Genomic DNA, 14,406 nt, shown 5'->3' on the forward strand with positions numbered 1-14,406 from the left:
GGCGGCCCGCAGTGGCCGATAGCGGAATCCGGTGAGGCTGCGAATGTCGCACCCCCCTCGTACCGTGAACTCATGGCCAAGTCTCCGGACGATGTCTCGACCGATGTCTCCGCGCGCGACGGCGTGGGCGAGCCGACACGCGAATATCCGGCCCTGCCGCCGTCGGCCGAGCCGCCGTCAGCCGAGCCCGCACCGCCCGGGCCGCCACCGGCCGGGCCTGAGCAGCCCGCGTCCAGGATCAGCGGCTTCGCCCGCCTGCTGATCTTCACGTTCTTCGTCTTCGCGCTCATGGTCGCGGCCTGCCTCGGCCTGCGCGCGGTCAACGTGCTGCCCGGCTTCGACAACCCGTTCTCCGACCAGACGACCGACCGCAGCCAGCCCGTGCTGCTGCAGTCGATGCGCGACCTCAGCCGCTACGTGGCGGCCGACGGCACCTTCCAGGTCATCGTCGACCTGCAGGAGAACAAGGAGAACATCCCCGACTTCCTGGTCAACCGTCGCACGCTGTTCGTCGGCACGGGCACCGTCGAGCAGTATGTCGAGTTCGGCTCCCTCTCCGACAAGGCGCTCCAGATCGACAACGACAAGAACACGGTGACCATCACGCTGCCGCCCCCGCAGCAGGGCACGGCCAACCTCGACCTGCAGAAGAGCTACGTCGTGGCCGAGGAGCGGGGTCTGCTCAACCGCTTCGGCGACGCCTTCAAGAGCGACCCCGGCAAACAGCAGCAGGTGTACGCCCTGGCCCAGCAGCGGATCACCGAGGCCGCCCGGGCCAGCGGCCTGGACGAGCGGGCCAAACAGAACACCGAGAACATGCTCGAGAGCTTGTTCACGCGGCTCGGCTACTCGACCGTGACGGTGACTTTCGGCAATCCGTGAACGCGCAAGAGCCGCCCGGCGCCAGAAGGTGCCGGGCGGCTCGCGTGTTGTCGGTTGTGCGCGAGGCGCCAGGAAGGCGTTCGAGTAGTGGACCGGGCGCCGCCGTTCCGGGGGCGGGGGCAACGGCGCCCGGTGGATCATGGGGCTGCGGCGGCGCCGCGGCCGGTCACTCGTTGGGCAGCAGGGCCCAGAGGATGAAGTAGATCAGGATCTGCGGCCCGGGAAGCAGGATGGAAGCCACGAAGATCAGCCGCATGATTCCGGACGACACACCGAAGCGGCGGGCCAGACCGGAGCAGACCCCGGCGACCCAGCGGTCGTCCCGGGGGCGAGCGAGACGGCGAGTCACAGTCACTTCACTCCTTCAATGAGAGTTCCGGCTGTCTGCCGGCTCTTATTCGACGGTAAGGGCGCGGTGACCGTCCGCCCTCGGTCCTCAGGTGGAGAAGGGCGTCCCGGCTCCCGTAAGGGTGACCCGTACCCCCGTACTCTCCGCTGTTAACCTGGGTGCCGATTTCCGGCTCTTCGGGCGCTACCCCGCGCGCCACAGGCCGCCAAGGAGGCACACGGTGACTTCCCGGTGACGCTGGCCGTACTGATCAGCGCCGGCAACACTCTCGAACCCGCCGATTCGGCCCGGCTCGCCGAGGAACTCTCCGGCGCCCTGCGGGCGGCCGGCGTGAGTGCGGTCGAGACCGGCCCGTCGGCTCTGCCGGTGGTGGTCGAGCGGGCGCGGCAATCGCACCAGGGCGTCCTGATCTGTGCCGGCAATCTGGTCGCGCACCCCAGTCTGCTGTGGATGCTGGCCACCGAGCCCGCCGGCCGCACCACCGTCCTGGTTGTGCCCGACCCGGACGGCGACCTGCGCGACGACCGAGGCAAGGTGCTGCCGGCAACCGACGGCCCGGGAACCGTGCGCTACGGCGGCGCGATGTGGGTCGCGCCGGCCGACCTGCCGGTGCTGGCCGAGGTGGCCGACCGCCCCGACCTGCTGCCCGCGCTGCTCGAAGCGGGTCTGGTGCCGGTCGCCACGCCGTTGCGCCTGCTGCGGGCCGGCCTGGTGCACGACGCCGCCGAACTCGCCCGGGCCCGGGCCGAGGTCGCCGCGGTCGACGAGGACAAGGCGCGGCTGCGCATGGCCGTGAAGGAGAAGGACGACTTCTTCACGACGTACGCCGTGAGTACCTGGTCGCCCTGGGTAACCAAGGCCTCGGCGCGGCTGCGGCTGACCCCGAGCGGCGTCACGGCGATCTCGGTGCTGTTCGCGGTCGCGGCCGCGCTCGCCTTCTGGCAGGCCTCCCGGCCCGCCATGATCGCCGGCGGCATCCTGCTCTACCTGGGTTTTGTGCTCGACTGCGTGGACGGGCAGCTGGCCCGCTACACGCGGCGGTTCGGCGCGTTCGGCGGCTGGCTCGACACGATGGCCGACCGGGCGAAGGAGTACGCGGCGTACGCCGGGCTCGCGGCCGGTGCCGAGCGCATCGGACTCCCGTACGCCTGGCCGCTCGCCATCACCGCCATCGTGCTGCAGACCGTGCGGCACATGACCGATGCCTGGTACGGCGCGCTGCACGACGAGGCCACCGCCCACCCGCGTCCGCAGGCCGCCGGTGGTGTCGGCGCCCGGCTGAGCGCGGCGTCGACCCGGGTGCAGGGGGACACCGGCTCGGTCGCGTACTGGTTGAAGCGGATCGTGGTCTTCCCGATCGGCGAACGCTGGGCGCTGCTCTCGGTGCTGGCGATCTTCACCAACGGGCGGATCGCGCTGGCCGGCGCGGTCGTCTGCGGGCTCTTCGCCCTGGCGTACACCCTGGGGTTGCGGTCCCTGCGGGCGCTGAGCATGCGGGTCGGTGTGCTGGACAAGGTGGACACCGCCCGTTTCCGCGACGACGGTTTCCTGGTGCGCGAGCTGATCGGGCGCGCGAAACTGCCGGCCCCGCTCGCTCTGGCGGTGACGGCTGCCGTGGCAGCCCTGGTGCTGGTCGTGGCGCTGCTCGCCGGGTGGATCGAGCCGCCGGCCAAGGTGGCCCTGGTCGTGGTGGCGCTGGTCGTGCTGGGCGCCGGGCTGCCGGCCCGGGCGCGGCACGGCGGCCCGCTCGACTGGCTGATCCCGGCCGCCCTGCGCGCCGCCGAATACCTTTTCGTGGTGGTCGTCGGACTGTCCGGCTCGGTGCCGACGCCGGTGGTCTATCTGCTGATCTTCATGCTGACCCTGCACCACTACGACCTGGTCGCCCGGATGGAGAAGGGCGCACCCACCGGACGCGCCACGGGGGACCCGCTCGGCTGGGACGGCCGGGTCGTGCTGCTCACCGTGGGCGCGCTGGCCGGGATCGCGGTCGACGGCATGGTGGTGCTGACCGTGGTGGTCGGCGGCATGTTCCTCGTCAACACGATCGCCGACTGGCGGACAGGTGGCACCCGCCCGTGACTTTCCTCAGCATCGTCCTGCCGGTCTACAAGGTGCAGGGATATCTGCGGCAGTGCCTCGACTCGCTGCTCAGCCAGTCGTTCACCGACTTCGAGATCGTCGCCGTCGACGACCGCTCGCCCGACTACAGCGGCGCGATCCTGGCCGAGTACGCCGCGCGCGACCCCCGCGTCCGCGTGGTGACCGCCCCCGAGAACCTCGGCCTGGGCCGCGCTCGCAACCTGGGCCTGGAGCACGCCACCGGCGAGTACGTCTGGTTCGTCGACTCCGACGACTGGCTCTCCGAGGGAGCGCTGAACGCGACGGCCGAACGTCTGCGCGAAACCGATGCCGACCTGCTGATCGTCGGCTGGGACAGGGTGCACTGGGACGGCCGGGTGCAGGCCGGTACGGCCCGCAAGTCGCTTGCCGCGGCGCCCGACGTCTTCTCGGTCGAGCAGTGGCCCAAGGTGCTCAACATCCTGCACGTCGCGTGGAACAAGGTCGTCCGGCGTGAGTTCCTGCTACGTCTCGGCTTCGTCTTCGAGGCCGGGTGGTACGAGGACGTCTCGTTCTCGTTCCCGGTCATGCTGGCCGCGCCCCGGATCAGCACCCTGCCCCGTACGTGCGTGCACTACCGGCAGCGGCGCACGGGTGCGATCACCCGGACCGTCGGCGACCGGCATTTCGAGGTGTTCGACCACTGGGAGCACGCGCTCGACCTGGCCACCAAGTACGCCTCGCCCACCGACGAGGTGCGCGGCCTGCTCTTCCGGCGGATGATCTGGCACTTCCTGCGGGTGCTGCGGCACGACGCCCGGGTACCCCGGGAGTCGCGGGCCCGGTTCTTCGGGCGGATGTCCGAGATGTACAAGACGCATCTTCCGCCGGCCGGCTACCCGCTGCCCGCGCGGACCGAGGGCATGCGCTACCGCATGGTGGCCGGTGGTTCCTACCGGTCGCTGCGCGTGTTCGACTTCGCGGTCGGCCGGGCCCGCCAGGCCAAGAGGCTGGTGCGCCGGGCCGCCGGGTGGGTCAAACGGCGTACCCGGCAGGTCGCCGGACAGGTCTACTACCGGGTGCAGCTGCGGCTGCCGGTCGACCAGTCGCTCGCGCTGTACGGGGCGTACTGGTTCCGCGGGGTCAGCTGCAATCCGGCCGCGATCGCGGCCAAGGCGGCCGAGCTCGCGCCGCACCTGCGACCGGTGTGGGTGGTGGCCGAGCCGTACGCGAAGGCGATGCCGGCCGGCGTCGACCACGTGGTGGCGGGCACGCTGCCCTACTACCGCGCCGTCGCCCGGGCCCGCTACCTGGTCAACAACGTGAACTGGCCGAACCGGCTGGTCAAGCGGCGCGGCACCACGCACGTCATGACCCATCACGGCACCCCGCTCAAGAAGATGGGCGCCGACCAGGCCGACCATCCGGCCGCGGTGAAGGACCCGGACTTCCGGGCGCAGATGCGGCGGGCCGACCGCTGGGACTACAGCGTCACCGCCAACCCGTTCACCACGGTCGCGTGGGAGTCGGCCTATCCGTGCTCCCACGAGACCCTGGAGGTCGGCTATCCGCGCAACGACCGGCTGGCCACCGCGACGGCCGCGGACAGCGCCGCGGCGCGGGGGCGGCTGGGCATCCCGGCGGGCCGGCGGGTGGTGCTCTACATGCCCACCCACCGCGAGTGGCTGCCGGACGGGCGCCGGGTGCTCGACACCGAACGGTTCGCCGAGGAGCTCGGACCGGATTCGACGCTGCTGGTCCGCGAGCACTACTTCACGACCCCGGCCGAGCCCGCCTCCGGGGCGGCGGTCGTCGACGTCTCGGACCACCCGGTGGTCGAGGATCTCTATCTCGCGGCGGACGTGCTGCTCACCGACTACTCGTCGGCGATGTTCGATTTCGCCGTGCTGAACCGGCCGATCGTGATTTTCGCGCCCGACTGGCCGGTGTACCGCGACGTGCGTGGCGTGTACTTCGACCTGCTCGCCGAGCCGCCGGGTGCGGTCGCCACCGAGTACGCGGCGCTGGTCGGCCTGTTCCAGAACGGGTCGTACGCTGACGAATCGGCCGCGGCGGCACGGGCGAGCTTCCGGACGCGCTTCTGTTCGCTCGACGACGGGCATGCCGCGGAGCGTGTCGTGCGCCGCATTTTCTTCGACACTAACCAGTAACTACACGGTAACTCAGCGCAAATGGCACCTTTACCCGATGGTGTGACATCGATACTCCTCGTCAAATTAGGCCGATCGCCGGCCGTCGTGGGACCGGGATCACATTGATGTTGCCCGGTAGGGGAGGTAGGCGGTGTCGACCGTCTCGCTCAAGGACGTCACGAAGGTGTGGCCGGACGGTACGGTAGCCGTCAACCACGTCAGCCTGGACGTCGACGACGGTGAGTTCCTGGTTCTCCTCGGGCCGTCGGGCTGCGGGAAGTCCACGATTCTCCGGATGATCGCCGGGCTCGAGGACCCGACCGAGGGCGACATCCTGCTCAACGGCGACCCGGTGCTCGAGCTGGCGCCCCGTGACCGCAGCATCGCCATGGTCTTCCAGGATTTCGCGCTCTATCCGCACATGACGGTGGGCGACAACATCGGCTTCCCGCTCAAGCTCTCCGGCATCGACCCCGCCCCACGGGTCGAGCGGGTGGGCGACGTGGCCTCCGCGCTGGGCATCGGGGACGTGCTGCGGCGCAAGCCGAGCCAGCTCTCCGGCGGGCAGCGGCAGCGGGTCGCGATGGGCCGCGCGATCGTGCGCCGCCCGGGCCTCTTCCTGATGGACGAGCCGCTCTCCAACCTCGACAGCGGGCTGCGCGCGGAGCTGCGGGCCGAGATCACCGGCCTGACCCGCGAGCTGGGCGTCACCACCATGTACGTGACCCACGACCAGGCCGAGGCGCTGACCATGGCCGACCGGGTGGCGATCATGCGCAAGGGCGTCCTGCAGGACATCGGCACGCCCACCGAGGTCTACGGGCGGCCGGCCACCCTCTATGTGGCGGCCTTCCTGGGCGCTCCGCGGATGAACCTGCTCGAGGCGGCCGTCTACGTGCACCTCGAGCGCTACATCGAGCTCAACTTCGGCGAGCAGGCGCTCTACCTGCCCTGGAACGACATCCGGGCGCGCGCGGTGGCGCACTACCACGGTGAGCGGATCGTGGTCGGGATGCGGGCCGAGGCGCTGACCCCGGTCGCGCCCGACGTGCCGGGTGACGTGTTGCGCGGCCGGATCCGCTACCTGGAGCACCACGGGCACGAGTCGCTGGCCTTTCTCGACATCGGCGCGACCGCGATCGTCCTCGACGACCCGGGCGCCCGGGCGCGCGACGACGAGCTTCCGCCCGGTGGCCCGCTCAAGCGGTTCGGCGGCGCCCTCCAGCGGCTGGCCGGGCGCTCCAACGGCTCGGCCGGAGCCCCGGCCCGCGAGTCCGGGCCGGAAAGCGTGCTCAACGACCCCGGGCGGCACCACCGGCGCCCGGCCGAGCTGGGCGTGCGGCTGGCGCCCTATCCGCCGGTGACGGCCGGACATCCGCTCTCGGTCGCCGTGCGGATGGACGCCCTGCACTTCTTCGACGAGCGCGGGGACCGCATCGACGTGGGCTGGCGCTGACTTCCACTTCCCCTGGTTGCACCCATGGCGTACCGTTCCGCCCACACGTCGGTGCGATGGCGTATCGACGATACGGACCCGACCTTGGGGGTAGGCACGTGGCGAACGCGTCCGGACTCTTGGTTATCGAGCGCATCCTGCGCGACAAACAGGGCATCTGGCAGCAGATCGTGGAGGACCGCGACCTGCCCCGGCTGACCGGCCAGATGCTGGTCAGCTCGGTGGTCGCCCTGGCCGTCTACGGGGCGGTGCTCGGCTCCTTCCACGGCGTGCTGATGGCCCTGACGTCGGCGGTCAAGCTGCCGCTGCTGTTCCTGGTCACGCTCGCGATCTGTCTGCCGACCCTGTACCTGTTCAACCTGGTGTTCGGCGCCCAGCTGTCGATCCGGCAGTCGCTCTCGCTGGTGACGGTGGCCCTCACGGTGACCGCCATGCTGGCGCTGGCGTTCGCGCCGATCAGCCTGTTCTTCCTGATCACGGCGCCCGACTACGCGTTCTTCAAGCTGCTCAACGTGGCCATCCTGGGACTGTCGGCGCTGGTCGGCCTGCGGTTCCTGACCGGTGGCATGCGGGTGCTCAACGAACACGGGCTGCTCACCCCGAAGGTGGCCGCACCGGCTGTGGCGCCGGCTCCGGAGCCGGTCAGGGATCTGGTTCCGGCCGGCGCCCCGGCCACCGAGGGCGCCGCGAACGGGGCCGCACCGGCCGCCGGGCCGGCTCCGGTCCCCATGCCGGTTCAGCCCCCGGTGGTGCAGATCCCGCCGCCCGGCTTCGCGCAGCAGCACCCGCGCCCGCGCCCGGGCCAGCCGGTCGGCGCGCAGACGCCGCCGAGCATGACCCTGCTCTACATCTGGATCCTGCTCTTCGGCTTCGTCGGCACCCAGCTGGCGTGGACGTTGCGGCCGTTCTTCGGCAGCCCGGACAAGGACTTCAGCCTGTACCGGGACATCGACGGGAACTTCTACGCGGAGATCTTCCGGACGATCGCCGACCTGTTCTGATTCACTGCCGGGCCCATCCGACCCTGGAACGGACGGAAACCGAAACGTGGACGCGTGGTGCCACCGAGGTGGCACACCGCGTAGGCTGCACCACGGTGGAGGACACAGTGAAGCAGGGTGTGCGGCCGGCTCCGGGGACGGAGGCGGTCCTTGCCGAGCCGTTGTCGCGGGACTCCGGCCGGCTGGCCGACCGCCGCTTCGGCCGCGACGACATCGCCCAGGTGCGTCACGAGGTTTCCGCCCGTCTGCGTGAGGCCGGTCTCGGCGGTGACCGTCTGCACGGCTTCATCCTCGCCGTCAACGAGGTCGTCACCAACGTCGTGCTGCACGCCGGGGGCACCGGGCGGTTGCTGCTCTGGGTCTCCGGCGGCTCGGCGTGGTGCTCGGTCACCGATTCCGGCCCCGGCATCCCGGCGCGGTTCCTGGCGTCTCCCGAGGTGCCCGAGGCGTTCGAGGTGGGCGGCCGGGGCATCTGGCTCGCCTACCAGCTGTGCGACGAGGTCACCGTCGCGACCGGTCCGATCGGTACCACGATCGGGTTGCGGATCTTGATCGCCACGCCGGTCGACACGAGTTCGCAATAGCACGTTGAACTGGGCGTAAACCCGCCGTCGAAACGTGAAGCAGCCCTTCCGGACTCATGGGTGCCGAGGTGCGACTACATTGGGCGCGTGCTCGGACTACCTACTCATGTGACTGCATGCCTTTTTGATCTTGATGGCGTGCTCACCCAGACCGCCCTGGTGCACAATGCTGCCTGGAAGCTGACCTTCGACGAGTTCCTCGAGAAGTGGTCGGCGCAGCACGGGCAGGAGTTCGTGCCCTTCGATTCCGGCGCCGACTACCACCTATATGTCGACGGCCGGCAGCGCGCTGACGGTGTTCGTACCTTCCTGGCCTCTCGCGAGATCACCCTTCCCGAGGGCAGCCCGGACGACGGTCCCGACCTGCAGACCGTGAACGGCGTCGGCAACCGCAAGAACCTCCTCGTCCTGCAGAAGATCAAGGAGGGCGCCGTCCAGGTCTACGACGGATCGGTCGCCTACCTGAAGGCCGCGCGTGACGCCGGCCTGCGGCGCGCCGTCGTGTCCGCGAGCGCCAACTGCAAGGACGTCCTGGAGGCAGCGGGTATCGCGGACCTCATAGAGGTACGCGTGGACGGGATCACCGCCCGTGAGCAAAACTTGCCCGGCAAGCCCGCACCCGACACGTTCCTCCTTGCTGCCCAGAAGCTCGGCGTTCCGCCCGAGAACTGTGCCGTCTACGAGGACGCTCTGGCCGGGGTCGCGGCGGGCCACGCGGGCAAGTTCGGGATAACGATCGGGGTTGACCGGGTGGGCCAGACTCAGGCCCTTCTGGACAACGGTGCCGACATCGTCGTCACCGACCTGTCCGAACTCCTGACGCGCTGAACGCGTATCAGCGTTTATATCGAAAGACTTTCTCCTTTCTGATTTTCGAGAGGCACCACCGTGATCCGTGAACGGGCATATCCCGTGGACCCCTGGCACATCCGGGAGACGCGACTCGACCTGGATCTGCTGGCCCAGTCCGAGTCCGTGTTCGCGCTGGCCAACGGTCACATCGGGATACGCGGGAACCTGGACGAGGGTGAGCCGCACGGCTTGCCCGGCACCTACCTGAACTCGTTCTACGAGCTCCGCCCGCTGCCGTACGCGGAGGCCGGCTACGGCTTTCCCGAGTCCGGCCAGACGATGGTCAATGTCACCAACGCCAAGCTCATGCGGCTGTTGGTCGACGACGAGCCGTTCGACGTGCGCTACGGCGAGCTGCGGTCGCACGAGCGCGTGCTCGACCTGCGGGCCGGCACCCTCGAGCGCACCGTGGAATGGGTGTCTCCTTCCGGACAGGCGATCCGGGTCCGCAGCGTACGAATGGTCTCCTTCACCCAGCGTGCCGTGGTGGCCTTCCTGTACGAGGTCGAGCCGCTCGACGGCCCGTCCCGGCTCATCCTGCAGTCCGAGCTGGTGGCCAACGAGCAGCTCCCGCCGATGAGCAAGGACCCGCGGGTCGCCGCCGTGCTCGACCACCCGCTGCAGGCCGAGGAGATGCTCGAGCAGCGCACCGGCGGTCTGCTGGTGCACCGCACCAAGGCGAGTGACCTGCGCATGGCGGCCGCGATGGAACACCTGGTGGAGACGCCGGGCAAGCACGCGGTGACCACCGAGGGCCACCCGGACTGGCTGCGGACGACCGTCGCCTGCAAGCTCGAGCCGGGCCAGAAGCTGCGCGTGGTCAAGCTGGCCGCGTACGGCTGGTCCAGCCACCGCTCGCTGCCCGCCGTACGCGACCAGGTCGGCGCGGCACTGGCCAGCGCCCGGCTGGACGGCTGGGAGGGCCTGGTCGAGGCCCAGCGCGACTACCTGGACGCCTTCTGGGACCACTCCGACGTCAAGGTCGAGGGCGACCCCGAGGTGCAGCAGGCGGTCCGCTTCGGACTGTTCCACACGCTCCAGGCCGGCGCCCGGGCCGAGCAGCGGCCGATCGGCTCCAAGGGCCTCTCCGGGCCCGGATACGACGGCCACACGTTCTGGGACGCCGAGACCTTCGTGCTGCCCGCCCTCACGTACACCCAGCCGTCCGCGGCGGCCGACGTGCTGCGCTGGCGCCACTCGACGCTCGACCTGGCCCGGGAGCGGGCTCAGACGCTCGGTCTGCAGGGTGCGGCCTTCCCGTGGCGCACGATCCGCGGGCAGGAGTGCTCGGCCTACTGGCCGGCCGGCACGGCGGGCTTCCACATCGGCGCCGACATCGCCGACGCGGTCCGCCGCTACGTGCAGGCCACCGGCGACTACGACTTCGAGCGTGAGGTCGGCCTCGAGCTGCTGATCGAGACCGCCCGGCTGTGGCGCTCGCTGGGGCACCACGACCGGCACGGCCGCTTCCACATCGACGGCGTCACCGGCCCGGACGAGTACACGGCCGTGGTCGACGACAACATCTACACCAACCTGCTGGCCCAGCAGAACATGCTGGCCGCGGCCGATGCGGCCAAGCGGCACCCCGACCTCGCCCGCAAGCTGGGCGTGGACGACGAGGAGACGGCGAGCTGGCGGGACGCGGCGGCCTCGGTGCACATCCCGTTCGACAAGGAGCTGGGCGTCCACCAGCAGTCCGAGGGCTTCACGCGGCTGCAGGAGTGGGACTTCGAGAACACCCCACCCGAGGCGTACCCGCTGCTGCTCAACTACCCGTACTTCGACCTGTACCGCAAGCAGGTGGTCAAGCAGGCCGACCTGGTCATGGCGATGTACATCCGCGGTGACGCCTTCACCCCGGAGGAGAAGGCCCGCAACTTCGCCTACTACGACGCCCGTACGGTGCGCGACTCGTCGCTGTCGGCCTGCGTCCAGGCCGTGATGGCGGCCGAGGTGGGCCACCTCGAGCTGGCCCACGACTACCTGGGCGAGGCCGCCCTGATGGACCTGCACGACCTGCACCAGAACTCGCGGGACGGCCTGCACATCGCGTCGCTGGCCGGCACGTGGATCTCGCTGGTGGCCGGTCTGGGCGGCATGCGCGACTTCAACGGTCAGTTGTCGTTCGCGCCGCGCCTGCCCAGCCGGATCAACAACCTGGAGTTCTCGCTGCTCTGGCGCGGGCTGCGGCTGCGGGTGAACGTGACCGCGGAGGACGCCACGTACTCGCTGCGCAACGGCGGCGGATCGGCTCGCCTGGTGCTCCAGCACCACGGCAAGGACGTCGAGGTCACCCAGGTCAAGCCGGTGACGGTGCCCATTCCACCGGCGCACCCGGTCGGCCCCGCGCCGGTCCAGCCGGCGGGGCGTGCTCCGGTTCGGCGGGCCACCTCGTAAGCGGACAGCAAAAGGGGCCCCGGATTTCTCCGGGGCCCCTTTTCGCGTACTCGAGGCTTCTCGCCTCTCGATATCAGAGCATCGACACGTGCACATGGTCGGTGTGCGCGCTTGGCCCGCTGTAGGAACTCCAGCCCCTGGTCGGGAACCAGATCTGCTTGTACCAGATGACGTAATAGATGCCGAGGCGGTCGGCATTACGCACGAGGAATGCCATCAGGTTGTTGCCGTAGGTCTTCATGTCCGCGTTGTGCGCGACCGCGAAGCCCCGATCCTGCAACGACCAGTCGCAGGCCCGGCCCTTCGGGTGTTCGAACGGCCCGCCGTTGCGATGACAGCCGACGAACCGATCGAAGCCGGCCTTCTGCGTTTCCTTCAACATGTGCAGCGTGCGCGCGGTGATGCAGCCGCCGGTCGTCGGGTCGTCGACGTTGCAGGGCAGGCTCGGGAAGCCGCCGTTCGAGTCGCGCGGAGCCGGCGCCGCGGTCGGTGACTCGGCGAGCACGACGCCCTGGGTCAGGCTCTGACCGCCGACCAGGGCGAGGGCCTTGTCCGCGGCCTCTTTCTGCTTGCGCATCACGACCAGGCTGGTCTGCTGCTTCTTGACCTCGGCGTCGAGCGCGGCCTTCTTCGAGTTGACCTGGTCGATCGCCTTGTTCAGCTCGGCCAGCTTGCGGTCCTGAATGGTGTTGATCTCTTCGAGCGAGACGGCCTTCTGCAGGAAGTCGCTCGAGCCCTGGCTGCCCAGCAGGAAGCCGGCCGTGCCGAGGTGGCCGGTGCGGTACTGCTGCGCGGCGATCGCGTTGACCTCGGGCAACAGGGCGAGGCGCCGGCCCTGGGCCACCTTGATCTCGGCGGCCAGCCGCTTCTGCGCCTTCGTCGACCTCGCCACCGCGGCCTTGGCGGCGACGAATTTGCGGTTCGAGGACTCGATGACGTCGTCCAGAGTCGCGTTCTTGGCGACTGAGCCGCCCGCCTCGTCGGGCGTGGCCGAGGAGCCATCAGGCTCGGCGCTCGCCGGGGAAGCGGGTGCGGCCAGGAAAGACAGGGCCACGATCGGCGCCAGGGCAAGCATCAGCCACCGGCGGGGTCGTACGGTCAATGCAGTTCCTTCCGGTAAACCGCCGACCGGGTTAGCTGACGGGTTCGGGACGGAAGCGATCCCTACCGCTTGCGCGGATACACCCCACTGACCTGGTTCCCCGGCTCGCCTCGCGGCGATTGGGCGGTGGCCTGCCGGCACCTCGGGGGCGGTGCCTCGGTGGCAGAACCGGCGGCCAGTTTACCCGAGAGTTCGCTTCGCTTCAGCGCTGCGGAATGGCAAATTTCGTAGTCATGCCAACACATTCCGTAATTCTCGTGACTGATGGTCGTGGTCGAATTGCACTGCGTGCGATAACTGTCGATTGCTCGATGAGTTGGGTATGGTCGGTGGCGGTCCTCACCCCCAGGGGGCCGCCGCCTAATCGCCTTCACGGCGAGCCGGGGAACCAATCTTTCCGGGGTGAATCCGCGCAAGCGGTAGGGATCACTTCCGTCCCGAACCCGTCAGCTAACTCGGTCGGCGGCCGACGGAAGGAACAGGTGTGCGGCACAAGACTGTCCGGCGAAGATTGGCATCGTCATTGGCGTTGCTCATCGCGATCTCCGGCCTCGCGGTCGCGGTGGCCGGTCCGGCCGGCGCGGCCCCCGGCGACAACGGCGACGACGGCGAGGGCGCTCCCAAGTCCCTGATCCAGCAGCTCCAGGCCGCCTCCAAGGGCTTCCTCGAGGCCCAGGAGGCGCTGACCAACTCCCGCAAGCGGCAAACCCAACTGGCCGCGAAGGTCAAGCAGCTCGACGCCGAACTCGGCCCGCGCCAGGCCGCGATCGACGAGATCGTCCAGCAGTCGTACCGCACCGGCCGCCTCGGGCCGATGACCGCGCTGCTCACGGCCAACTCGTCCGGCAGCTTCCTCGATCGGGCCGAGACGCTCGAGACCGTGGCGGTCAAGGAAAACGCCGCTGTGGCCGATCTGAAGGCCAACCGGGACGCGCAGCAGCGGGCCAAGCTCGCCATCGACGCCGAGGTGCGCAACCAGCAGAAGCAGGTCAACCTCATGGCCAAGCGCAAGGTGCAGGCCGAGAACGCGCTGAAGGCGGCGAACGCCGGCGAGGACGCCGACGAGCCGTCGGACAGTCAGGCCAGTTCGAGCAACAAGGCCAGCCCGGCTCCGCGCAACCGGGACGGCTCGCTGTCCGAAGAGGGCTGCACCCGGAAAGACCCCACCACCAGCGGCTGCCTGACGCCCCGCACGCTGCACGCGCTCAAGGAGGCTCAGGCCGACGGGTTCACCCGCTACGTGGCGTGCTTCCGCGAGCAGAACAGCGGCGAGCACCCCAAGGGCCAGGCGTGCGACTTCGCGGCCGAGAAGAACGGCTTCGGCGGGGTCGCGTCGGGCGGTGACAAGACGTACGGCACCCGGCTGGCCAACTACTTCATCAGCAACTCGAGCCGGCTGGGCGTGCTCTACGTCATTTGGTTCAAACGCATCTGGCTGCCGAGCAGTGGCTGGAAGTCGTACTCCCGAGGAAACGGGGACCCTTCCAGCGACCACACGAACCACGTGCACCTCTCGGTGCGGTAACTCTGGCTCCGCTTCGCTCCGCGAGCGAGCGCCTTTGTAGC

At 69.6% G+C, this 14,406-nt stretch carries 11 protein-coding genes and 2 riboswitches; of the genes, 9 read left to right on the forward strand and 2 right to left on the reverse strand.

What is annotated here, in order from left to right; genetic code table 11:
* Positions 1–72: 72 nt before the first annotated feature.
* Positions 73–882, forward strand: a complete 810-nt coding sequence (locus LXN57_RS17880; protein WP_251799293.1) for a DUF4230 domain-containing protein — start codon at positions 73–75, stop codon at positions 880–882.
* A gap of 166 nt (positions 883–1,048) precedes the next feature.
* Here LXN57_RS17880 and LXN57_RS17885 read toward each other — a convergent pair whose 3' ends face one another.
* Complete coding sequence (locus tag LXN57_RS17885) at positions 1,049–1,237, reverse strand: PspC domain-containing protein (RefSeq protein WP_251799294.1); 189 nt, start codon at positions 1,235–1,237, stop codon at positions 1,049–1,051.
* Positions 1,238–1,462: 225 nt separating this feature from the next.
* Here LXN57_RS17885 and LXN57_RS17890 point away from each other — a divergent pair, with 225 nt between their 5' ends.
* The 7 genes from LXN57_RS17890 (at position 1,463) to LXN57_RS17920 (ending at position 11,738) form a co-directional block, all read left to right on the forward strand.
* Entirely contained in the window at positions 1,463–3,313 is a 1,851-nt protein-coding gene (locus LXN57_RS17890; RefSeq protein ID WP_251799295.1) for a DUF5941 domain-containing protein, read from the forward strand.
* A complete protein-coding gene (locus tag LXN57_RS17895; RefSeq protein ID WP_251799296.1) occupies positions 3,310–5,463 on the forward strand; it encodes a bifunctional glycosyltransferase/CDP-glycerol:glycerophosphate glycerophosphotransferase in 2,154 nt (717 codons plus the stop codon). Before LXN57_RS17890 ends, LXN57_RS17895 begins: the two co-directional genes overlap by 4 nt.
* A 133-nt stretch (positions 5,464–5,596) precedes the next feature.
* Entirely contained in the window at positions 5,597–6,901 is a 1,305-nt protein-coding gene (locus tag LXN57_RS17900; protein WP_251799297.1) for an ABC transporter ATP-binding protein, read from the forward strand.
* A gap of 98 nt (positions 6,902–6,999) precedes the next feature.
* Positions 7,000–7,902 carry a hypothetical protein gene (locus LXN57_RS17905; protein WP_251799298.1) on the forward strand — a complete coding sequence of 301 codons (903 nt, stop codon included), beginning with the start codon at positions 7,000–7,002 and terminating at the stop codon, positions 7,900–7,902.
* Positions 7,903–7,997: 95 nt separating this feature from the next.
* Positions 7,998–8,486, forward strand: coding sequence for an ATP-binding protein (locus LXN57_RS17910; protein ID WP_251799299.1), 489 nt, complete (start codon positions 7,998–8,000; stop codon positions 8,484–8,486).
* 87 nt (positions 8,487–8,573) lie between these two features.
* Entirely contained in the window at positions 8,574–9,314 is a 741-nt protein-coding gene (locus LXN57_RS17915) for a beta-phosphoglucomutase family hydrolase (RefSeq protein WP_251799386.1), read from the forward strand.
* A gap of 60 nt (positions 9,315–9,374) precedes the next feature.
* Positions 9,375–11,738, forward strand: coding sequence for a glycoside hydrolase family 65 protein (locus tag LXN57_RS17920; RefSeq protein ID WP_251799300.1), 2,364 nt, complete (start codon positions 9,375–9,377; stop codon positions 11,736–11,738).
* Between the two features lie 73 nt (positions 11,739–11,811).
* On the opposite strand, the gene LXN57_RS17925 is transcribed toward LXN57_RS17920, so the two are convergent.
* Positions 11,812–12,840, reverse strand: coding sequence for a coiled-coil domain-containing protein (locus tag LXN57_RS17925; RefSeq protein WP_251799301.1), 1,029 nt, complete (start codon positions 12,838–12,840; stop codon positions 11,812–11,814).
* 3 nt (positions 12,841–12,843) lie between these two features.
* A riboswitch (cyclic di-AMP (ydaO/yuaA leader) is annotated at positions 12,844–12,976 on the reverse strand.
* A 211-nt stretch (positions 12,977–13,187) separates the two neighbouring features.
* A riboswitch (cyclic di-AMP (ydaO/yuaA leader) is annotated at positions 13,188–13,321 on the forward strand.
* Positions 13,322–13,324: 3 nt separating this feature from the next.
* On the opposite strand from LXN57_RS17925, the gene LXN57_RS17930 reads away from it, so the two are divergent.
* A complete protein-coding gene (locus tag LXN57_RS17930) occupies positions 13,325–14,365 on the forward strand; it encodes a coiled-coil domain-containing protein (protein ID WP_507185040.1) in 1,041 nt (346 codons plus the stop codon).
* The last annotated feature ends 41 nt before the right edge of the window (positions 14,366–14,406 follow it).

Origin of the sequence: Paractinoplanes hotanensis (assembly GCF_023717965.1) — a bacterium.
Lineage (GTDB): Bacteria > Actinomycetota > Actinomycetes > Mycobacteriales > Micromonosporaceae > Actinoplanes > Actinoplanes polyasparticus.

Bases quoted from the DNA above. Each gene is read 5' to 3' on its own strand.
- LXN57_RS17880 (WP_251799293.1), top strand. From the start codon at position 73: ATGGCCAAGTCTCCGGACGATGTCTCGACCGATGTCTCCGCGCGCGAC.